Genomic DNA, 22,903 nt, shown 5'->3' with positions numbered 1-22,903 from the left:
TCCTTTCGTTAACTTTTGTAAGGCTTATATAAATTAATATAACAATGACTTGAAAAAAGTGCAAAGTTGTGACACTAGGGATAGGTGACAGCGGTCGATCGACCTTGATGATTTTGCCTAACGAGGAAAAATAGCCAACTCGGTATCGGGGTCGAACAAGTGAATCTTGTCATGGGCAATGGCCAGCCAAAGCTCCTCGCCAACTCGGATCGATCGCTCAGGAGGAACCCGCACTTGCATCCGCACCGCCGGAGCATCCGTCAAACAAACCCCCAAATAAGTTTCGTGTCCCAAAGCCTCTACAATTTCCACTTGTACCGAAAGATTTTTGGTAGCAGGAGGGTTAATGCTCAGATGTTCCGGCCGAATGCCCAAAATTAGCCCTCGCCCGTCATATTGTTGTAGACTTTTTGCCCAAATATCGGGTAAAGTAAAGCGAAATTGCGGGTGAGAAATCAACAGCGGGGCACTAAACTCAACCGACAAAAAATTCATCGGCGGAGAACCGATAAACTCAGCAACAAACAAATTAGCCGGCTTGTTGTAAAGCTCTAGAGGTTGAGCTACTTGCTGAATCTGGCCGACCTTCATAATAGCAATCCGATCGCCCATAGTCATCGCCTCAGTTTGGTCGTGAGTTACATAAATAGTTGTAGTTCCCAACTGTCGCTGCAACTGCACAATTTGCGATCGAGTTTCCGCCCTCAATTTCGCATCCAGATTCGATAGCGGTTCGTCCATCAAAAAAACTTCAGGATTCCTAGCCATCGCCCTACCCAAAGCTACCCGCTGCTTTTGCCCTCCCGAAAGTTGTTTCGGCAAGCGATTTAAAAGAGATTCTATTTGCAATAATTCAGCTACCTCTCGGACTCGTTTGCCTACAGCCTTTTCCCGTTCTGACAAATAGCGCAAACCGGGAGGTAACTTGCGAGTCGCTCCTCCTAAAAAGTCCTCAAACAAAGGATAAAGTAGAGGATTTTTTAAATAATTAGAAGCTAAATAATTAATAACCTCTTCTACCTTATTTCTAATTTTTTCTATCTTCTGGATGCTTCCTTCTTCTCCTTGTATCTTCCCCCTTCTCCCTTCTCCTTTCTTCCCTCTTCCTTCTTCCTGCTGCCTTCTTTCTGCTTCCTGCTTCCTTCTTCCTTCTTCTTTCTCCCTTTCCGAGCGGCGCAATCCAAAGGCGAGATTATCGTAAACTGTTAAGTGAGGATAGAGAGCATAATTTTGAAATACCATAGCGATATCTCGGTCTTTAGGAGGCAAATCGTTAAGGAGCCGATCGCCAACCCAAATATTGCCGGCCGTCAAAACTTCCAAACCGGCGATCGATCGCAGCAAAGTGCTTTTTCCGCAGCCAGAAGGCCCCACCAGCACCATGAATTCCCCGTCTTCGACCGTCAGGTTAATGCGCCGCAAAACGCTGTTAGACGCAGGGCGATCGGCCACAGGCGAGACATTTTCTGCGACGGTGTTTGCTTCTTTTTCCTGTTCTCCTTGGCGGAGCGGAAAACTTTTGTAGATATTTTCTAATACAACTTGCGCCATCAAACAATTTTAGATTTTAGATTTTAGATTTTAGATTGGGGAATTGGCCCGCGCAGGGCATGGGGCATGGGGCATGGGTAATTTAGATATTCAAGGAAGGAGGAAGTTCGGGAACGAGCAGTGTACAGGATTTAAATGATTTAACGGAGGGATGTTGAAGTCAGAAGTCAGAGGTCACAAATCAGATTAATGCCCTCTTTGGCCGATGCCCTCTTTGGCCGATGCCCTCTTTGGCCGATGCCCTCTTTGGCCGATGCCCCATGCCCCATGCCCCATGCCCAATGACTATTGACTGCTGATAACTTTGATGATTTTTTCACCCGGACTGAGGTCAAAAACTCGATCGCCCGCAGCATCTTTCCCCCAAAAAGCTATAGCATCAATAGCCGATCGCAGCAAGCGCCCAGAATTAGTAAAAAGTTTAACATCCGTACCCGGAACAGCCGGCAGCAAGCCAACCAAAGCATCTTTAGGCTCTGAGAAACGAAAAGCTTGAGTGCCAATTTCGCCACGGTTAGTAAGTCTCACAGAACCCGCAGGCATTCGTTTTGCCCAACCCAACTCAGAAATTAGCACCAGACTGTCTTCCGGGTCGAGAGTGATACAACCCACCAACTGTTCCTGCTTCCGCAACCTGGTTACTTGAGATCCCTGGGCGCTGCGGCCCATTGGCGGCAGTTGTTCGTCATCAATCTCAAACCGGAGGACTCGGCCTCCTGAAGTTGCGATCGCCACTTGCTCGCCGACTTTACCCAGACTCGCACAGCGCAGCCGATCGTCCTCCTTGAGTTTAACAACAGTAACGCCGCGATTAGTCAAATCAGCAAATTCCTGCATCGGCAAGCGCTTAATTTTCCCTTGCTGAGTCAGAGTTACTAAATCTGCCGCTTCCGAATTTTCCGGCAAAATAAAGTGTGCGACTGTGATTTCCGACAAAGCGCGACCGGCACTTTCTTTAGTAGCACTCGGCGACAACAAACTAACGATCGGCGTTCCCCGGTCTTTGGCGCTACTACTAGGAATATCGGCCACTTTCAGCGGGTAAGCTTTGCCGTTAGGAGTTAAGACCACCAAAGTGCGATCGGTTTTCGTGAGATCGGCCGTCACAATAAAATCTTCATTTTTTTCTAAAGCTGAAACCGATTTTTCGCGACTTTTCGAGCGTGGCTTTTCCCCAGCCGGCAAGCGCCGCACGTACTGCTTGTGCGAAAATTCAACAATAGTTTCCTCGGCCTCTAGAACGGGCAATAAGTTAGGCTGAATCGTTGCCGGCGACAACTGCTTCACCGCAGAATTTTTCTTACCAGAAAATTGTGGTTCGGCGTTGGCTGCGCGTCCGGTTCCATTGGCGAATTTAGTGCGGCGGGGGTCAGCGTACTTGCGTTTGAGCCCTCGAAATTCCTTCTTTAAAGCCTTCAAAAGTTCGCGCCTGTCGCTCAACAACCGCTGCAATTCTTGAATATTAGCCGTCAACTCATCAAACTCAGACTGCAAATTTTGCCTTTCCAAACCAGTCAGCCTACGCATAGGCATCGCCAAAATCGCATCAGCTTGACTTTCGCTCAAATTGAGGCGAACTTGTAAAGTTTGCTTAGCAGTAGAGCCGTCAGGAGAATTTCTGAGAATGTCGATCGCTGTATCGAGATTTGTCAAAGCCAACATTAAGCCTTGGACAATATGACAGCGGCGTTCTGCAGCTTGCAACTCGTAATTGTAGCGGCGGGTAAGAGTCACTTCCCGGAAATCCAGAAATTCCTGCAACAATTGTCTGAGCGTCAACTGTCGCGGTTGACCGTTGACAATTGCCAGCAAAATCGCGCCAAAATTTGTTTGCAGGTCAGTTTGTTGATAAAGACGAGCCAGAACCGCTTCTGGGGTAAATTCCCGCTTGAGTTCAACCACAACTCGAATGCCTTCGCGATCGCTCTCGTCACGCAAATCAGAAATACCGTCGAGGCGGCCAGCATTAACCAACTCCGCCACCTTTTCAATCCAAGCCGCCTTATTTACCTGAAACGGAAACTCCGTCACCACGATCGCCGTTTTAGTGCGTACCTTGCGATTACCTGGCACCTCTTCCACCCCGGCCACACCCCTGACCGCAATGCTGCCTCGACCCTTAGTGTAGGCGTCAACAATGCCCTCTGTAGCGACGATTTCCCCTCCGGTTGGAAAATCCGGGCCCGGAATCAGTTCTATCAACTTCTCGTCCGATAGTTCCGGGTTTTCAATCAAAGCAATTAAACCGTCTACCACCTCCCCCAAATTGTGCGGCGGGATATTAGTTGCCATCCCCACAGCAATGCCAGCACAGCCGTTGAGTAACAAAAACGGCAACTGAGCAGGCAGCGCCGTCGGTTCCTGCTGCGAACTGTCAAAGTTACCAGTAAAATCAACAGTTGCCTCGCCGACTTGGGTGAGCATAGCTTCGTGGGCGATCGGTGCTAGCCTCGTTTCCGTATAGCGCATCGCAGCCGCCGGATCGTTGTCCACCGAACCGAAATTGCCGTGACCCGCCAGTAAAGGATAGCGGCTCGAAAACTCCTGAACCATGCGTACCAGAGCGTCGTAAACCGATTGGTCGCCGTGGGGGTGATATTTTCCCAAAACATCTCCCACTACCCGGGCGCACTTACGGTAAGGTCGGTCTGGCGTCAGACCTAGTTCGTGCATCGCATATAAAATTCGACGGTGAACTGGTTTTAAACCGTCGCGGACATCAGGCAAAGCTCGCCCGACGATCACACTCATGGCATATTCGAGGTACGATTGCTGCATCTCGGCGTGCAGAGGCGTAGAAATTACTTGCCCGGAAAGTAGGTTGAGTTGTTTAGCCATGAGTCCTTGTGTCCGTTAATTCCTGAGTGAAAACAGCCTCTGTCAAGAATGCCGAGGTTGCCTGTCTCGATTGAAAAGCCTTTGCCGCAGGCGAACCGAAAGTTCGACCCAACCGCCCAGTAGAAGAATAAAAATAAACTTAACTTGTGAAAGCAGAATCAGAGTCCCGAAGACGGGCAACACTTGCCTCTTACTCTCCACTCTTACCCTAACCTCTATGTTGCCGACCTTTGCGCCTACCTGTCTATTTACCTTCTGCCGTGAGAAGGTTGATTCACAGGAGAACACGGAATGCCAGAAACTCAAAACGCAGTGAGGCTGTAGCTCTTCCTAGAAAAGCGTCACGAGGGACTTGAGTCCCCGTCAATCTATGATAGAATTTAATTGCAATTAGGAATAACCATCTACACGAAGAAATATTTTATTCAGGAGAAACCCCCGATCGATCTCGTCTCAGCACAGCCGTAGCGTCGATCGAGCAGCAATGGTTGAAGATCGAGCTTACCGTATTTTGGCAAGCGTGATGGACTCCGAAAGTATTAAAAAAGAAAAGTAAGCGGAATTGGAATATCTCTGGTACTGGTACTTGTTCTAATCGTGTAGAGGCGACTGGACTATGAGCGAACTCCCAGTTTTGGGCTTATTCAACCATAGAGCGTTGCCGTGGCTCGCTGAGAGTCTCAAAAATGCCGATATTGATAATTCATCAGTCAAAAGCTCTCCTGGCCATATCTCCTAGTCTGACATCCCCTTGATGAACGGAAGCGTCGATATTTTCAGCCGTTTTGATGGGTTAAAACTGAGAATTAGGCATCTCCAACAATCCCCGCTAGATTCGCTACTCCCAATGCGTTGGCGACGGGAGTATGTGAATAAACATGGCTTGATTCTAATGAGGAAGAAGGAAAATAACGATCGCACATTCCCGAATCTAATACCAGTTCAAAAAATAATGCAACTGTAGGCCCGTGTTCCAAACTGATATCCAGTCAATCAGTTCCCATCTAAAATCTAAAATCTAAAATCTAAAATCTAAAATCTAAAATGGTAGAAGCCGGAGGCTTGACCGAAAGAGAGGATACTATAAGTCCTGGGCGCACGGGTAGTCAGAAACCGGGTTTTTTCATAGCAATAGTTTGTTATAGCCCGCTGAAACGAGCAAAAACCGCGTTGCGAGGCGTCGTCCATCCGTCCAGGATTGTACTAGAAACCTGCTACCTGAGAATCTTGAGACTCTCACCAGTGCCAGGTCTAGTTATAAAAAACAACTAAACTGTCTGTGTGTAGTAGTCTAAATGATGGTACTGGATGCTTCTAGGCATCTGTAAACCCTCTCACAGCTAGTGGCTCAAGGATATACATACGGGTTTTGCAGGGTTCCCGGCTGATGGCGCTAAAAACTCTGCATTTTTGACGGGGAATTTAGTCCCCGTGTCGTGTTCCTCTTTGGACTAAAGTCACAAAGTTTCTATAATTCCCATATTTATTTATGAAAACCGTTCTGATTGTAGAGGACGATTTGGTTAATGCTCGGGTTTTTTCCAAAATTCTGACTAAGCGGGGCGGCTTAGCCGTGAAACACACGGAAAATGTTGAAGAGGTGATGCAGATTGCTGCCAACGGCGAAGCTGATTTGATTTTAATGGATGTGTCTCTTTCGCGCAGCGTGTACCAGGGCAAATCAGTTGACGGCATCAAGATTACTCAACTGCTCAAAGCTGACCCGCAAACGGCATCGCTGCCGATTATTTTGGTGACTGCTCACGCGATGGCCGGTGATAAAGAAACATTTCTGGATCAAAGCGGTGCCGACGGTTACATCTCTAAACCTGTGGTAGACCATCAAGAGTTTGTTAATCAAATCAAGGCTTTGCTGCCTGATTGAGTGAACTATAAATGCAGAAGGAATAAGAAGGAAGAAGGAAGAAGGAAGAAGGAAGAAGGAAGAAATAATTGTTTGTTTGAACCAACAAACAATTAAGACTCTCTTATTTACAAAGTTTTTTTGAACTCTGAATCTTCCTTCTTCCTTCTTCATTTCGATGTCCCATCGCATCAGGCTATGAGGAAAGGACTTGTAATTTGTGAGAAAAAATTTGAGATTTTTATGACGAGTGAAATCGGAGCGTGCGTTGCGGCGAGGAAGCAATTTCTCCGAGCGCGATCGCAACGCTGTTCGCTCATTCATGCAATCTCAAAACACTCTTATTAGTCTTCGTCCTCATCGAAGTCGAAACCGATATCATCATCGTCCACATCCGGTCCCAAGGCATCATCCTCAGTCTCGGCGACAAAATCGTCCTCATCAACCTCCACTTCCTCAAAATCCTCATCAGGCTCGAGATCGGACCCGCGCCCGATCTCAAAACCGCTCTCGATCGTATAAGCGCGGCGAGCCGATCGGTCATCGAGCACCACATCTTCTTGTAAATCGTGGATGTCGTCATCAAACACGGCACCGTCAAAACCGGCATCCTGAACCCCAGCATCCTCATAGGCATTGAACCCAGTACCCGCAGGAATCAGGCGGCCGATGATGACATTTTCCTTGAGTCCCCGCAGCCAGTCAGACTTGCCTTCGATCGCGGCCTCAGTCAACACCCGCGTAGTCTCCTGGAAGGAAGCAGCGGAAATAAAGCTGTCGGTATTCAGCGAAGCCTTAGTAATCCCCAGCAGCACCGGAGTATAATCCGCCGGCGCTCCGCCAGTAATCGACATCGCCTCGTTCACCTGCTCCACCTGCCGCAGTTCTACCAACTCGCCGGGGAGCATGGTAGTATCGCCGCCGTCTTCCATCCTGACTTTGTTGGTCATCTGGCGGACGATTACCTCGATGTGCTTGTCGGAAATATCGACGCCCTGGGACTGGTAAACCGACTGCACCTCGTTCACCAAAAACGTCTGCACCTGTTGGAAACTCTCCAAGGCGGCCTCAAAAGTAGACTGCCGCTCCTTGAGCACGTGGAAGAACACTTCCAGAATTTCGTGGGGGTTGGCGGGCCCGTCGGTCAAAGCTTCGGCGACGCCTACGCGCTGTCCGTCGGAAACGATCGGGTTTTGACCGGGCAACAAAGGATATTCCTCAATTCGGCCGTCATCCTCAATCACTGCAAGTTCGACAACATCGTCATCCGCAACCACGCGAGCCGTCCCCGGGCGCTTGGCTAAAATACAAGCTTCCTTCGGCTTGCGCCCTTCGAGAAGTTCCTCAATCCGGGGCAAACCCTGAATGATATCTCCGGTTTTTGCCCGCTCAAACACCAGAATCACCAAGTTGTCGCCCCGCTGCACCAAGTCGCCGTCGTCTACGTGCAGCACCGCACCGGCGGAAACCCGGTAAGGACGGGCCACTCTGAGCAAGAGTTTCGCGGGTTCTGTCTCGGAGGCGGGTACAACCTTCACAACTTGGCCGGATTCTTCGAGAACAACTCCCGGAGCTATTTGGGTACCGGCCACCAGCAGTTGACCCGGACTGACATCGGGCGTAACCGCCACGCTTATCGAAATAGAATCGGCATCTCGCATCACCAACAGCCGGCGCACCGGTTCGCCGTGTCCCTCGCGGATGCCGCGAACGATACCCGCTTCTTTGCAGAGAATCTCGGTGCGGGCGACTACTGCTCCGGGCGCGATCGACTGCCCGTCTTCGACCAACAGCCGCGTGTGAGTGCTGCCCTGAGTGGGGTCGGCAGATACGTCCCGCCGAATCACCAGCGATTCCAAAATCACTAACTGCAAGCGGAAAGTCTTGGAAGTTCGATCGGTCCCATCGGCCAGGGGCACCGCCAACTCTTGCGACGCACTAACGTCTTCAGGCGAACCCCAAGCCGGGCCAGAGCCGTCGGCCCCAAAAGCCGCAGCATCCTCCTCGTCCGGCAGCAGCTCGATATCCGCCGCCAGTTGCGGAGCTCCCGAACCGATTTCCAAAATAAGCTGAGTCCGCAGCAGTTCCAATCCCTCGACGGATTTGACGCGCTCCCCATCTTTATAAGGGAGTCGCTGCACCGCTTTCAAAGAGATCGACTCGTTGAGCGCCGTCTGAGAAGGTACGGGCGGCTTGTCCGGAACTGGGAATTCCACCACAGGCCGCAGCAGCAAAGCGGGGCCTTCGGGAGTTTCGATATACTCGGCATAGCCCAACTCTTCGGCAATCAAGCCGGGGGAAATTTCTTGACCGGGGTTGACGATTTGACCTTCCCCGAAGGTGAGCGGGGGGCGGTCAACTACGTGGAGGGTGCCGGGTTTGATGACAATTTCCCGGAGGATGTCGTTTTTCTGAGTGATTTCGACTGCTCCGCTGGTTTGGCAGAAAATATCTTTAACGACTTCTGTACCGGCCTCGACGTACTGGCCGTCTTCGACCAGCAGCAGGGAAATATCTTTGTTCACTTCGTGGCACTCTTCGGGTATCCAGAGCAGAGTGCCGCCTTTGACGACTTCGTAGCCGAGTTTGGCTTTGCCGCGCTTGTGGACTTCTACTCCGCCGTACTTGACGATGCCGCCTGTGGCGGTGCGGTAGCTGTCGTCGAGCAGTTCGGCGACGACTTCCCCGTTGATGACTTTGCTCCCGGGGGCGGTCTTGAGGGAAAACCGCTGCTTGGAAGATGTTTCGATCGTGTAGTGGTCGCGGCCGCCTGCGCTTTCGGCCCGCACGACTGCTTGGTCGAGCAGGACTTGGGCGGTGATAATTTCGATTTCTCTGGGGTCGGCGATGCGGACTACGCCGCCGTGTTCGGAGATGAGTTTGGTTTCGGCAATGACGCTTTCGGCCGGAATGCGGTCGCCGTTTTTCACTGCCGGTTCGGCGGCTGGGGGCAAGTTGTAGACTTCTCCCGAGAGAATCCAAATCAGCCCGCCTTTGCTGGCCGTGCGGGTGGTGTTCCCTTGGCGGTCGGTTTTTTCTTCGGGGACCAAATCGGCAAATTTGGCTTCTCCGGCTAAGTCGGAGGCTACGTCTGTGGTGACTTTTTCGGTTGTTTTGCGGGCGGCGCGACCGACGATGGGCACTTCTGCCAAAACTTGACCGGGAACGGCGCGCTGTCCGTCTTTGACCATCAGAGTGGAACCCTGGACGATCGCCAATTCGATTTTCAGTTTTTGATTTTTGGCGCCGGATTTCCCTTCTTCAAATCCGTCGCCCTCAAATACGAGTTTGCCGTTGTTTTCTGCCACCAGTGCTTCTTCGCCGTGTCTGGTGCGGAAGGAGCGAGTACGCAAGTTCTTGAATTTCACTACGCCCGGGAAGGGGGCGCGTTCTTGTTTGGCGACTTCTCCGGTGAATACGCCGCCGGTGTGGAAGGTACGCATGGTGAGCTGGGTTCCGGGTTCTCCGATCGACTGAGCTGCAATAATCCCGATCGCTTCTCCCATGTCCACCATTTTCAAGTGGGCGAGACTCCAGCCGTAGCAGTGCTGGCAAACCGATCGGGTTGATTCGCAAGTCAGGGGCGATCGCAAATACACTTCTGCCACTCCTGAAGAGCCGATTTCCCCGGCCAATTCCTCGGTAATTGGCTGGTTGCGGACGGCTTTTTCGCTGCCGTAAGTCACGATTTCCCCGGTTTTGGGGTGGACTGCATCTCGGGCCAAAACGCGCCCCAGCAGCCTGTCCTTGAGGGGGATCAGGACTGTTGCTCCGTCGGTCATCGGCCGAACTCGAATTCCCCGCTGGGTGCCGCAGTCCACTTCGCGCACGATTACGTCTTGGGACACGTCCACCAAACGGCGGGTCAAATAGCCGGAGTCTGCGGTGCGTAGGGCTGTATCTACCAAGCCTTTGCGAGCTCCGTAGGAAGAGATGATGTATTCGGTGACGGTGAGTCCTTCGCGGAAGTTGGTTTTGATGGGCAAGTCGATGATTTCTCCTTGGGGGTCGGCCATCAATCCGCGCATTCCGACTAGCTGCCGCACTTGAGAAATGTTTCCCCGCGCGCCGGAGAATGCCATCATGTAGACCGAGTTCAGGGGGTCTGTGGCTCGGAAGTTTTTGACTACTTCGTCTTTGAGGTCTTCTGAGGTGCTGTTCCAGGTGTCGATTACTTTTTGGAAGCGTTCGACTTCGGTGATTTCGCCTCTGGTGTATTTTTGTTCGGTGATGCGGATTTCTTCTTCGGCGGCATCTAGGAGCGATCGTTTTGACGGGGGCACTTGCAAGTCGTCTACGCTAATCGAAACTCCCGCTCGCGTCGCAAAGCGGAAACCCAAGTCTTTGAGTTTATCGGCCATTTGCGCTGTACGGGCCGTTCCGTAGTGCATGAAAGACCAAGAGATTAATTTTTTGAGCTGACCTTTGTCAACAACTCGATTGCGAAAAACAATTTCCTTATTTTCTGTCATTTTTCTGAGTAGTGGTAATTGGTAATTGGTAACTTTTACTCCCGTTCGACTTCGGTTCCCCGCCAGCGTTGCCGAAGGGTTCAGGAACCGCGCAGCCGCAGTATCGGTAATTGGTAATTGGTAATTGGTAATTGATAAGTAGATCTGCGGGAAAAAACAAGAAGCATTTTGTAGGGGTGGGTTTAGCGTATAAGGAAGAGAGCTAAGCTAGGAGATGAATGCACTCACCTGCTCTTCCCCTAAGAAAGTTTATTTTCACCTACCTACTTAATTGGTAATTGGTAACTTTTACTGCCCTTCGACTTCGATCGGGAACTGCGTAGCCGAAGTATCGGTAAGTAGTAACGGGTAATTTTTCCGGCTTCAATCACTATTATTTGTTAGCGATTATTGGTCAGTTATTACCCATTACCTCTTACCCATTACCTCTTACCCATTACCTCTTACCCATTACCCATTTCTAATTGTTAATTACCGATTCGATGGTTTGGTGATAGATAATCCTGCCCGGAGTAGTGCGAATAAATTGATTGAGCACCTTGCCCTCTCCGTCTTCCCGAACCCGGCGGAACTTGTATTCTTTGGTCACTATACCGTCGGTAGAGCGTTCCACCTTCAGCGGTTCTCCTTCAGGTTCTGTGTTTTCTATGGCGCCTTGAAACCTCACCCACACATAAGAGTGCAAGTCAACGATTCCTTGTTCGTAAGCTACAACCGCGTCGGTAAGGTTGGAGAAATAGTGACCGGCTCCTTTTTGAGCGTCAGGATTTTCGGCTGTCAAGTAATAGCAACCGAGCACCATATCTTGAGAAGGAGTAACGATCGGTCTTCCGGTTGCAGGCGACATAATGTTGTTAGAAGCCAGCATCAGCAAGCGCGCTTCCGCCTGAGATTCCAGAGACAAAGGCACGTGCACGGCCATTTGGTCGCCGTCAAAGTCAGCGTTAAAAGCCGGACAGACTAGCGGGTGAAGCTGAATCGCCCTCCCGTCCACCAAAATCGGCTCAAAGGCTTGAATCCCCAAACGGTGGAGGGTCGGCGCCCGGTTCAGCATCACCGGGTGTCCTTCAATCACCTCCTGAAGCACGTCCCAAACGCTGGGATCGTTGCGCTGGATGAGTTTTTTGGCAGCTTTGATGTTGTTGACCAATCCTTGGCGGATCAAGCGGTGGATGACGAAAGGCTGGAAAAGTTCGATCGCCATTTCCCTCGGCAAACCGCACTGGTGAATTTTCAGTTTCGGCCCCACCACAATCACCGAACGCCCGGAGTAGTCAACCCGTTTCCCCAGCAAGTTTTGCCGGAAGCGGCCTTGTTTCCCTTCAATGATGTCCGACAGCGACTTCAGCGGGCGGTTGTTTGCCCCCACCACCGTGCGGCCCCGGCGACCGTTGTCAATCAGCGCATCCACAGCTTCTTGCAGCATCCGCTTTTCGTTGCGGATGATAATCTCCGGCGCCAGAATTTCTTGCAGTCTCGCCAAGCGGTTGTTGCGGTTGATTACTCTCCGATAGAGGTCGTTGAGGTCGCTCGTTGCAAAACGCCCGCCGTCTAGCTGCACCATCGGCCGCAAGTCCGGGGGAATCACCGGAATCACATTGAGCACCATCCAATCGGGTTGAGAGCCCGTAGCGATGAAGTTGTCAATTACCCGCAAGCGTTTAATTAACTTTGCCCGTTTTTGACCTTTAGCATTAGCAATATCTTCCCGCAGCTTTTCCGCTTCACTTTCTAGCGGAATATTTTGCAGCAAAACTTGCAAAGCTTCAGCACCTATGCCTACTTCTACGCCCGTCAGCGTGGAATCTTCGCTGTAAAGTTCGTCTTCTATTTCCAGCCAAGCATCTTCCGTGAGCAATTGCTTGTATTGAAGTTTTTCGGCATTACCGGGATTGAGGACAACATAGGCGTTGAAATAAACGATTTGTTCGACATCTCGCAGGGGCATATCTAATAGAATTGCCATGTAACTCGGGATGCCTTTGAGATACCAAACGTGAGCTACTGGAGCTGCTAATTTGATAAAGCCCATCCGATGCCGGCGGACGCGAGATTCAGTGACTTCAACACCGCATCTTTCGCAAACAATGCCTCTATGGCGAACTCGTTTGTACTTCCCACAATGACATTCCCAATCTTTTGCCGGCCCAAAAATGCGCTCGCAAAACAAGCCATCCATTTCAGGTTTTAGCGTGCGATAATTTATGGTCTCCGGTTTTGTCACTTCTCCAGTTATCTGACCGTTGGGTAAAGTTCTCTCTCCCCACTGTCGAATTCTTTCTGGTGAAGCTAACCCGATCTTGACGTAATCAAAGCGTTGTTCTATTTTAGCCATTTTCACTCCAATTGATGATTTACACTAGATTATTTGTGGTAATTTATCTTTTTTGTTGGCTTGTTTTGCGGCTTAAATCAATTGAATTCTCCTCTATATGTGACATTCCTTTTGATATCAGAAATGATATTTCTGGATACCCCAAATTCCTGAGCAATTGTAGCAATGGATTCTCCGGCTTGAATTCGTTCTCGGATCTCAATAGCTTGAGCAAAAGTTAGCTTGCGTTCGAGATGTCCACCCATGCAGGGAACTGGAACCTCTTGACCTGCTTCCTTCCAAGTGACGTGATATTTAATATCGTGTATGGTTTTGCGGCCGACACTGTATTCCTGTGCTACATCCTTCATCCTCTCTCCTGCTGCTAGCTTTAGCCGAATTTCTCGCACCTTTTCCCAGTCTAATTTGGCATTGGAAAGGGGATGACTTTTGCCTTGGGTGCGTCCTTTCTTAGAAGCATCTAATAAATTTTGAGTGCGAGTTCCACCCCAAAGATGTTCTGGATTAATACAACTGGGATTATCGCAGGTATGACAAGCATCCATCGAAGTCGGAACTTCACATCCTAATTTCTCTGCTAAAACAGCACGAGTAACTGATTGGGATTTCCCATTTTTAAAGTACCTGCCATAACCACCTTGACCATCCTTTGCACCTTGAAAAATTATGCAGCCGCTGTCTTGAATTTCTCCTACAAAACCGGGGGGAACTGTAGTGAAGTTATGGGGAATTTTTGCCTGAAGTATCTTAGTAATAGTGTCATACTGTACGCCATACTCTTTTATTAGGTGGCTTTTGGTGGTTCCAGCTAAATATTGACGCTGAATTTCCCGCAGTTGTTCGATCGATAGTTTACCAATACCGGGAATACTTTTGCGTCTGGGAGTTTTGCGATCGCGGCCGATCATATGCTGCGTATTCTCAGCCGCAGTTCCAGCTACGAGATGTGCTGGGTTGATGCAGCTTGGATTGTCGCAGATGTGGCAAGCAAAATAACCGGAATCTATAAATCCTGGTATTTTTGATTCGAGCACTAATCGGTGGACTAATACCGTTTTGCCCTCAATCCACTTGCGCCCGTAACCATTTTTCAGCTTGCTCCCTTGCCAGTTAATACAGCCTGTCGCCCGGTCAAATTCTCCTTCTATTCCTGGGACAACTGTTACAATATTCATGTCAGCGTCTCTCCTGTTTAGAGCGTTGATTAGCCTCACCAGTGTTCGTACCACTGCTGAGGCATTTTTATTTGAGATTGTCGATTAAAGATTAAAGAATTGAATGCTGTCAAAAAATCTTTAATCTTTAATCTTTAATCTTTAATGCCTAATCCTCGTCCAGTTCGTCACGAGAAAGCGATTCGTAAGTAGGCCGGGAGGGCGATCGCTTGCCCCCAGCATCTGCCATCAAATCCACCTCAACGTGCTCGCTGCCCTCGTCGGACGTATTCACCTTGTGCACGGCAATATCCAAGCACAAAGATTGCAACTCCCGCATCAGCACCTTGAAAGATTCCGGCGTACCGGGGCGCGGAATAGCTTTGCCTTTAACAATGGCATTCAGCGCTTCATTCCGCCCCTGCATATCGTCCGACTTCACAGTCAGCAACTCTTGCAAAGTATAAGCTGCGCCGAACGCTTCCAGAGCCCAGACTTCCATTTCTCCGAACCGCTGACCTCCCTGCTGCGCTTTGCCGCCGAGAGGCTGCTGCGTTACCAGCGAGTAAGGGCCTGTGCTGCGGGCGTGGATCTTATCGTCTACCAAGTGCACCAGCTTCAGCATATAGGCGATGCCGACTGTGATCGGGCGATCGAACGGTTCGCCAGTTCTGCCATCGTAGACAATAGTCTTGCCGGGGTGATTTTCGTTAAACACCCAAGGCTTGCCGGTTTTTTCCCTGGCTTCTTGCAGCTTGCCGTGTACGGTTTCCCGCGACTTTTCAGATCCGTGCATTTCATCAAAAGGCACCATCTTGAACCGCATCGAGAGATTTTCGCCGGCCCATCCCAGCAAGCACTCAAAAATCTGACCTACGTTCATCCGCGACGGTACCCCCAAGGGATTGAGCACTATGTCAACCGGAGTCCCGTCGGGCAAATAAGGCATATCCTCCATCGGCAGAATCCGGGAGACAATACCCTTATTTCCGTGGCGGCCGGCCATTTTGTCGCCGACTTGAATTTTGCGCTTTTGAGCCACGTAGACGCGGACGACCATGTTGGCGCCGGGGGGCAGTTCGTCGCCCTGTTCGCGGGTAAACACCCGCACGTCTACCACGCGGCCTTTTTCGCCGTTAGGGACGCGGAGGGAATTGTCTCGCACGTCGCGGGCTTTTTCGCCGAAGATTGCCCTCAGCAGTTTTTCTTCCGGCGGTTGGTCGGATTCGCCTTTGGGGGTGACTTTGCCGACTAGGATGTCGCTGGCTTCTACCCAGGCACCTTTGCGGATAATGCCCTGTTCGTCTAGCTGGCGCAGCGCGTCTTCGCCGACGTTAGGAATTTCGCGGGTGATTTCTTCGGGGCCGAGTTTAGTTTGGCGGGCTTCGATTTCGTATTTTTCAATGTGGATCGATGTGTAGATATCTTCGTACACCAAACGCTCGCTAATTAGCATGGCGTCTTCGTAGTTGTAGCCTTCCCAAGGCATATAAGCTACGAGGATGTTGTGACCCAGAGCGAGTTCTGCCCCTTCGGTGGAGGAACCGTCGGCGAGAACTTGACCTGCTACGACTCGATCGCCCTCATAAATCAGCGGACGCTGGTTTAAACAAGTATCTTGGTTAGAACGCTGATATTTTTGCAGTTCGTGTTCGATGCAGCCTGCATATTTTTGCTTCCAAACCGATGGCTGTTTGACTTTGAGATCGTCGTATTCCTTAATCAGGAAATGTTCTTCGCTGGAATTAGATTCGGCATCTACAGGCAGGGGTTTGACAATAATCCGGGTAGCGTCGATGTAAATTACCTCGCCGTCGATCCGGGAAACCACAACCATTCCGGAATCTCGCGCCGCCTGAGCTTCTAAGCCCGTACCGACTAGGGGCCGTTCTGGTTTCAGCAGCGGCACAGCTTGCCGCTGCATATTCGATCCCATCAGAGCTCGGTTGGCGTCGTCGTGTTCCAGGAACGGAATCAGCGATGTCGCGACGGAGACGATTTGCACCGGCGAAATCGCCATGTAGTCCACCTGCATCGGCGTAGTCGTCGTAAATTCTTGGCGGTAGCGGACGGCTACGGTTTCGCCCAAGAGGTTGTTGTTTTCGTCGAGGCTGATGTCTCCGGGGGCGACGCGCAAATCGTCTTCTTCGTCGGCTGTCATGTAAACGGGGGCTTTGTCGCGCAGCACCCGTCCTTTTTCTACTGGATAAAAAGGAGTTTCAATGAAGCCGTAGGGGTTTACTCGGGCGTGGGTTGCCAAGGAACCGATCAGACCGGCGTTGGGGCCTTCTGGTGTTTCGATCGGGCAAATCCGGCCGTAGTGGGACGGGTGAATGTCCCGCACCGCAAACCCGGCGCGCTCGCGAGTCAGACCTCCAGGGCCCAAGGCGGAAAGCCGGCGCTTGTGAGTCAGTTCTGCCAGGGGGTTGGTTTGATCCATGAACTGCGATAGCTGGGAGGAACCGAAGAATTCCTTGATTGCTGCTACCAGCGGTTTGGGGTTGACCAGAGAAGCGGGGCTGAGGGAGTCGGCATCCGAGACGGTCATCCGTTCGCGGATGATCCGTTCTAAGCGGTTGAGGCCGACCCGCACTTGGTTTTGCAGCAGTTCTCCGACACTGCGGACGCGACGGTTGCCTAAGTGGTCGATGTCGTCGGTGGAGCCGATGTCGAATTCGAGGTTAATTAAGTAGTCGATCGCCGTCAAGATATCTTGCGATGTCAGCACCCGCATGGTATCGGGGACTGTCAAGCGCAATTTTTTGTTGAGTTTGTAGCGGCCGACTCGGCCCAAATCGTAGCGTTTGGGGTCGAAAAAGCGCGAGTTGAGGAGCTGTTCGCCGCCCGCCACGGTGGGGGGTTCGCCTGGACGGAGTTTGCGGTAGAGTTCCATCAAAGCTTCTTCTTCGCCGAATTGTCCTTCTTTCTCGATCGTTTTTTGGAAGTATTCCGGGTGGCGGAGTGAGTCGTAGATTTCGCCGTCTGTGAGTCCGAGGGCTTTGAGCAGCACCTGGGCTGAGAGCTTGCGGGTTTTGTCGATTCTGACCCAGACTAAATCGTTTTTGTCTGTTTCAAATTTCAGCCAAGCACCGCGGTTGGGGATCAGACTGGCGTTGTAGGAACGGCGACCGTTTTTGTCGGTTTCCGATTTGTAGTACACGCCTGGGGAACGCACGATTTGGTTGACAATCACCCGTTCTGCGCCGTTGATAATGAAAGTGCCGCGCTCGGTCATCAACGGCAAATCGCCGATGAAGACTTCTTGTTCTTTGATTTCCCCTGTTTCTTTGTTAATCAGGCGGGTGGGTACGTACATTTGCACCGAGTAGGTGCTGTCCCTGCGCTTGGCTTCGTCCACATCGTATTTGGGGCGCTTGAGTTTGAAGTCTTTGCCCATGAAGTGAAGTTCCAGCTTGCCCGTGTAGTCTGTAATCGGGGAGAAGCTGTCGAGTTCTTCGATCAGCCCGGCTTCTAGGAACCAGCGAAAACTTGCCCGCTGGATTTCGATCAGGTCGGGCAAGGTGAAGGCGAATTCTGTGTAATCTTTAGTGGTCATGGGGGTCCTTTTTCCGCAGTGGCTCTAGCTTTTTACATGGCGCCAAGGCTTGGCGTTTTTACCTTGTTGCGTTTTTTTGATGGATTGTGTGAGATAATTTATATGATGTTTTCGATCGCCTGCCAACTGCTGCAACGGTTATTATTGCTGGTGGCTCGCATTATTTTTGTGCGGATTTTAGTTTCGATCGAGATGCTTTTAGCTCTGATCTCGCGGTATCCCGGGGTTAACTCCCTACACTTTTGACTCCTAAAATTGACTTGACAGCTATTGCCAAATTGCTGAGGTTCCAAGTTGCTTCTGATGTGTAAGTTTGAGGTATTGCCTGAAGTTTTGACCGCTCCCGAAGGTTAGCGTACTCGCGTTGTGTTGGCCTCAAGCGGGCGACATCGCAGTCGCGGATACTCAGCCAACGCCCGATCGGTCGGTTCTTTTTATTATAGGACGCAAATCCGATCGCAGCAGGCAACGCCAAAAGAATCTCCTATAAAGGATGAATCCGGTTTTTCTGGCAGGATAGAAATGGGATTTTCCCGATCGCTGGCTCCTAAATCGACCTGTTTTCCTGGTTTCTGTGCTCTGCTATAACTAAACTGAAAAGCCGAATAGCTGACAGGCATTTTTGGTTGTCTGCTGGGACAAAGTTAAGAGAGAAACTCCTCTCAATTTAGCAACTTGCTCGGCTACGTAGTAGACATAGGCTGGTTCGTTGCGTTTTCCCCGCTGGGGTACGGGGGCGAGAAAAGGGCAATCTGTCTCGACCAGGATGCGATCGCTATTTACCATACAAGCTGATTCTTGTATTTGCAAGGCTTTTTTAAAGGTGACTGTTCCGCTAAAACTGATGTAGAAACCTAGGTCTAAAAACCACTGGGTTTCTTCGGGCGTGCCTCCCCAGCAGTGCATGACCCCGCGCACTGGCCCGCGTGTTTGCCAAAAGTTCCTCAGCATTTCGGCCATTGGGGCGGCGGCGTCGCGACAGTGGATAATGACTGGTTTGTCAAGTTCCTGGGCGATTGCAAGCTGTGCCTCAAACACTTTAAACTGGTGTTCTCGATCGTCAGCTTTATAAAAGTCCAGTCCGGTTTCGCCGATCGCCACTACCCTAGAGTCCGAACTTGCTAATTCCCTAATCTGGCTTGCAGTCTCGTCTTTCCACTTGTCCGCATCTAGGGGGTGGAGTCCAACCGCAAAGGACACTTCTGCAAACTGGTTGGCGATTGCTTGAATGCCGGCAAACTCTTCTGGCTCTACACAAGAATGAACCAGCCGAACTACACCAGCTTCGCGCCAGCGTTCTCGAATGGCTTCTAACTCAGATTTGTAGATTTCAAAGTTGATATGAACGTGAGTGTCGATGAGCTGCATGGGGGAAGCAGATTAGAGGTGATACGGGAGAGTCCTGGTGGGATAGGGCGAGGGGGGAGTGAGAGAGTCTGGGAGTGGCAGTGGGAGAGAGTGTGCGGGAAAAATCTTCCGTCTTCTTTCTTCCTTCTTCCTTCTTCACGCTTGACAATCAAGCATCCAGGATACCCGCCACGTGATTCATTCCGAAAGCAGACTCAGGATCCAGAAATAAAAAACCTGTATCCGATGAAACTTGCCGAACGTATTTATCTCGCGCAAGTCAATGCTTCAATCGAAAATCGAAAATCGAAAATCGAAAATCGATTGACTTCTTCCCTCAACATCCATCCCTTCAATCTTGTACACTGCTTCGTTGCCGAACTTTCTGCTGCCTTAAGATGCTACCGATACTTCGTGCGGCTTGAGGGTTCTTGCCAAGCGGGACTTTTTGCGAGCGCCGTTGTTGCGGTGGAGTACACCTTTTTTGACAGCTTTGTCAATTTTGCTGTAAGCCTCAGACATTCGCTGCTGGACTTCTTGCATTAATTCCGGGCTCGGAGCTGCGGCGTACTTCTCTACGGCAGCGAAATACTTCTTCATCAAAGTTTTGACCGCTGACTTGTAAGATTTGTTGTACAAGCGGTTACGTTCGGCGATTTTGACTCGTTTGACGGCGGACTTAATATTTGCCATAGTTCAGTTGCTGGAAGTAGGTATTCATTGATACACCCTAGTCTCAAGACAGTCCCAAGACACGGGGATTTTGAAGGACAACCTTTTCGGGACCGATCCGCAAAAAGCTTGATTTTTTTATGGCGGAGTGAGACAGCCACTCTCCATTCGCTCAGATTGAGCTGAGTCTGTGGCTACTTTTTGGCGACGCCCGCGCAATAATTTTTTATTGACTCATTTAACTGCCTGTTTTTTACCCCTGACAATACCCACAGGTATGACACGGGTGTTACCGAGGCGTTTTGCGGTGTTTCCACCGTCACGAGTTAAAGTCACGGTTTGTTGCGCGCAATTTTCAAGTATACAATAATTTGGCGTTTTTTTATAAAAAAATTATCAGGTGTTGGAAAAACTAATATAGCACCTATTCTGCTTAAAATCCAATTCTCGGAAAAATCCAAGTTAAGCTATAACAAAGAATACGGGTGATTTGGGCTTCGGCAAGAAGCACTTACCGAAGGTAGAAGGTAAAAAGCTGAAGGTAGAAGGTAGAAGACAGCCGGATCTGAAGGTAGAAGCTAGAAGGCAGAACCAAAATTCTCCCGCTCGAACACTCTCCCTCTCGGATATTATCGGGGTAGGACACTCTCCCCCTCTGCGTTCCAACCCTCTCCCTCCGCACCCGGTTCTTTGGCGGGCAATTCAAGAGAGAAGATTGTGACTTGTCCTCAGTGTGGCAAAATCCTCGACAGAGATTTCAACGCTGCACTGAAGCCTTGGAAAATTCCGCGACAATCGCGGTTTAAGCTTGTGGACTGGTGGTAGCCTACTTCTCTAGGATATCCCCACAAAAATCCCCAATTGTCAAGCAAATGTTAGTGAATTTATAGACGGCATTCCTAATCTCCATGCTGCGAATCATTACTCAGTGGGTTGAGGCACAAGCTGAACTGCGACGGATCTGCGATCGCACCCATGACGAACTTGTCGTTCACAAAGAAGCCACCGTGCGGGAGGTGCTGCAAGCTGTAAGGCGCAAAGGCGATCAGGCTGTGCTGCACTACACTGCTGAATTTGACCGCATAACCCTAAATGTGGAAGATGTACGGGTGAGTGGCGCCGAATTGGATGCTGCTTACCAGCAGGTGTCGAAAGAATTATTAAATGCCATCCGCACAGCTTGCAAACAGGTAGAGGCGTTTCACCGACAGCGCGTACCCAAATCTTGGGTGCAGTTTGGCGATGACGAGATTGTTTTGGGCAAGCGCTACACGCCGGTCGATCGAGCGGGAATCTACATTCCTGGCGGTCAGGCGTCCTATCCGAGCTCGGTGATCATGAATGCGATTCCTGCGAAGGTCGCCAAGGTGCCGAGACTGGTGATGTGTACTCCCCCCGGACAAGAGAAGAAAATGAATCCTGCGGTGCTGGTAGCGGCTCAGGAAGCGGGAGTTGATGAGATTTATCGGGTCGGCGGGGCGCAGGCGATCGCGGCTTTGGCCTACGGTACGGAAACTATTCCGAAGGTGGATTTAATTACTGGGCCGGGGAATATTTACGTCACCCTGGCTAAAAAACTGGTTTACGGGAGTGTGGGGATCGATTCTCTGGCTGGCCCGTCGGAAGTGCTGATTATTGCCGATGGTTCGGCGAATCCTGTGCACGTGGCTGCGGATATGTTGGCTCAAGCTGAGCACGATTCGATGGCGTCGGCAATTTTGCTGACGGCGGATTCGGTGCTGGCTAGGAAGGTTGTGGCTGAAGTAGACAGACAGTTGGCAAATCACCCGCGCCGAACTTTAACAGAAAAGGCGATCGTCAACTATGGTTTAGTCGTAGTAGTTGACTCGCTCAAAGCGGCGGCGGAACTCTCTAACGAGTTTGCGCCCGAACACTTGGAATTGCAAGTTGCAGATCCCTGGGCTTTGCTCGACCAAATTCGCCACGCTGGGGCGATTTTCTTGGGCTGCTCGACGCCGGAAGCTGTAGGTGATTATTTGGCTGGCCCGAATCACACTTTGCCGACTTCTGGGGCTCCGCGCTATGCGTCGCCGCTGGGTGTCGAAACTTTTATCAAGCATTCGAGTTTGATTCAATATTCGCCTGCTGCACTTAAGAAGGTGAGTAGGGCGATTAATGTTTTAGCCGAAGCAGAGGGGCTTCCTTCTCACGCGGATTCGGTGCGGCTGCGGACTGAAAATGAGGGAAAGGGTGAGTTTTAGATGGTAAATTTGAGATTGGCGATCGGCAAAATACATAGGTAGTCAAAAGCGAGTGAAATGCAATGAAAGGAAGCAATTCTCTTGCGATTATGGTAGCTTTACATTCTGTGACAAGCGATCCAGTTTATTTGCACCTACCTACTTACGCACTGCGGGCTTAAGAAACCCGGTTTCTTCAAGAATCTTGCTTAAATGACGCAATTATGTTAAGAAACCGGGTTTTTGGGTAGGTAATAATGATGTTGGTGGGGAGCGCGAAATTGTGGAAATTAGGCGACAATCAACGAAAAATTTAAAGTCTAAATATCTGAAATTTAAAGGTGCATGGTATTGAATACTGTTTTGGTAGCGATCGACAATTCAGAGTTAGCGACTCAGGTACTGCAAGTTGTAGGACACTTTCACCTAGAACCGACGGCAAAGGTGATTCTAGTTCATGTTGTCAGTTATGGTACGTCGGATTTTGACGAGGTTGTCGATCGACCTCACGCTCAGGGAGATGAAATTGCTTACCGAGAGGTAGAGAAGTTGCTGCAATCTTATCAGGAAAAGTTGCCTTGCCAGAGCGAATTGGAGATTGTTTCGGGACAACCTGCAGAAGAAATTGTTCGTTTGGCTCATATTTATAAGGCCGATTTAATTGCGATCGGCTGTCGGGGTTTAACCGGTTTAAAGCGGATTTTGGAGGGATCGGTGAGTGCGGAAGTTGTGGCTGAGGCTCCTTGTTCCGTGTTGGTGGTGCGCGCTAAGTAAGGGGAATTGAACCGCAGGGATGGACAGGCGAGACGCCTGTTCCAGGGAGATTTACAGTAGTTAAAACTTGTAGGGTGGGTCAGCCAAGAGTTATTGAATTTGCAGATAATATAACGCGAGCTGACGCACCTAAATATAA

12 protein-coding genes are annotated in these 22,903 nt (G+C 50.3%); 3 read left to right on the top strand and 9 right to left on the bottom strand.

All coding sequences use genetic code 11. The features are described 5' to 3' along the window. Positions 1–117: 117 nt before the first annotated feature. Together OSC7112_RS28585 and OSC7112_RS28580 are read right to left on the bottom strand one after the other, a co-directional pair. Positions 118–1,383: an ABC transporter ATP-binding protein gene (locus OSC7112_RS28585; RefSeq protein ID WP_397319613.1), complete on the bottom strand. Its 1,266-nt coding sequence runs from the start codon at positions 1,381–1,383 to the stop codon at positions 118–120. 453 nt (positions 1,384–1,836) lie between these two features. Then, the gene (locus tag OSC7112_RS28580; RefSeq protein ID WP_015179164.1) at positions 1,837–4,389 is read right to left on the bottom strand and encodes a DNA gyrase/topoisomerase IV subunit A; all 2,553 of its coding nucleotides are present in this window, start codon (positions 4,387–4,389) and stop codon (positions 1,837–1,839) included. 1,489 nt (positions 4,390–5,878) lie between these two features. Here OSC7112_RS28580 and OSC7112_RS28575 point away from each other — a divergent pair. Then, positions 5,879–6,274, top strand: a complete 396-nt coding sequence (locus OSC7112_RS28575; protein WP_006632892.1) for a response regulator — start codon at positions 5,879–5,881, stop codon at positions 6,272–6,274. 323 nt (positions 6,275–6,597) lie between these two features. On the opposite strand, the gene OSC7112_RS28570 is transcribed toward OSC7112_RS28575, so the two are convergent. The 7 genes from OSC7112_RS28570 to rpsT all read right to left on the bottom strand — a co-directional run bounded on the left by OSC7112_RS28570 (position 6,598) and on the right by rpsT (position 19,810). After that, a complete protein-coding gene (locus OSC7112_RS28570; protein WP_015179161.1) occupies positions 6,598–10,725 on the bottom strand; it encodes a DNA-directed RNA polymerase subunit beta'' in 4,128 nt (1,375 codons plus the stop codon). A 460-nt stretch (positions 10,726–11,185) separates the two neighbouring features. Continuing rightward, positions 11,186–13,060 carry a DNA-directed RNA polymerase subunit gamma gene (locus OSC7112_RS28565; protein WP_015179160.1) on the bottom strand — a complete coding sequence of 625 codons (1,875 nt, stop codon included), beginning with the start codon at positions 13,058–13,060 and terminating at the stop codon, positions 11,186–11,188. Positions 13,061–13,137: 77 nt separating this feature from the next. Next, positions 13,138–14,235, bottom strand: coding sequence for an HNH endonuclease (locus OSC7112_RS28560; protein ID WP_015179159.1), 1,098 nt, complete (start codon positions 14,233–14,235; stop codon positions 13,138–13,140). Positions 14,236–14,383: 148 nt separating this feature from the next. Beyond that, positions 14,384–17,770 (bottom strand): DNA-directed RNA polymerase subunit beta, encoded by a 3,387-nt coding sequence (rpoB, locus tag OSC7112_RS28555; RefSeq protein ID WP_015179158.1) that lies wholly within the window; start codon positions 17,768–17,770, stop codon positions 14,384–14,386. Between the two features lie 226 nt (positions 17,771–17,996). Then, positions 17,997–18,245 carry a hypothetical protein gene (locus OSC7112_RS38720; RefSeq protein WP_150111621.1) on the bottom strand — a complete coding sequence of 83 codons (249 nt, stop codon included), beginning with the start codon at positions 18,243–18,245 and terminating at the stop codon, positions 17,997–17,999. A 113-nt stretch (positions 18,246–18,358) separates the two neighbouring features. After that, positions 18,359–19,138, bottom strand: coding sequence for a TatD family hydrolase (locus OSC7112_RS28545; protein WP_015179156.1), 780 nt, complete (start codon positions 19,136–19,138; stop codon positions 18,359–18,361). Between the two features lie 372 nt (positions 19,139–19,510). Beyond that, positions 19,511–19,810, bottom strand: coding sequence for a 30S ribosomal protein S20 (rpsT, locus tag OSC7112_RS28540; RefSeq protein ID WP_015179155.1), 300 nt, complete (start codon positions 19,808–19,810; stop codon positions 19,511–19,513). 887 nt (positions 19,811–20,697) lie between these two features. Between rpsT and hisD the strand changes: the two genes are divergently transcribed. Together hisD and OSC7112_RS28530 are read left to right on the top strand one after the other, a co-directional pair. Then, the gene (gene hisD, locus OSC7112_RS28535) at positions 20,698–22,011 is read left to right on the top strand and encodes a histidinol dehydrogenase (RefSeq protein WP_015179154.1); all 1,314 of its coding nucleotides are present in this window, start codon (positions 20,698–20,700) and stop codon (positions 22,009–22,011) included. Positions 22,012–22,335: 324 nt separating this feature from the next. After that, positions 22,336–22,764 (top strand): universal stress protein, encoded by a 429-nt coding sequence (locus OSC7112_RS28530; RefSeq protein ID WP_015179152.1) that lies wholly within the window; start codon positions 22,336–22,338, stop codon positions 22,762–22,764. The last annotated feature ends 139 nt before the right edge of the window (positions 22,765–22,903 follow it).

It is taken from the genome of Oscillatoria nigro-viridis PCC 7112 (genome assembly GCF_000317475.1).
GTDB lineage: Bacteria > Cyanobacteriota > Cyanobacteriia > Cyanobacteriales > Microcoleaceae > Microcoleus > Microcoleus nigroviridis.
This window is presented reverse-complemented; position numbering and strand designations above follow the sequence as displayed.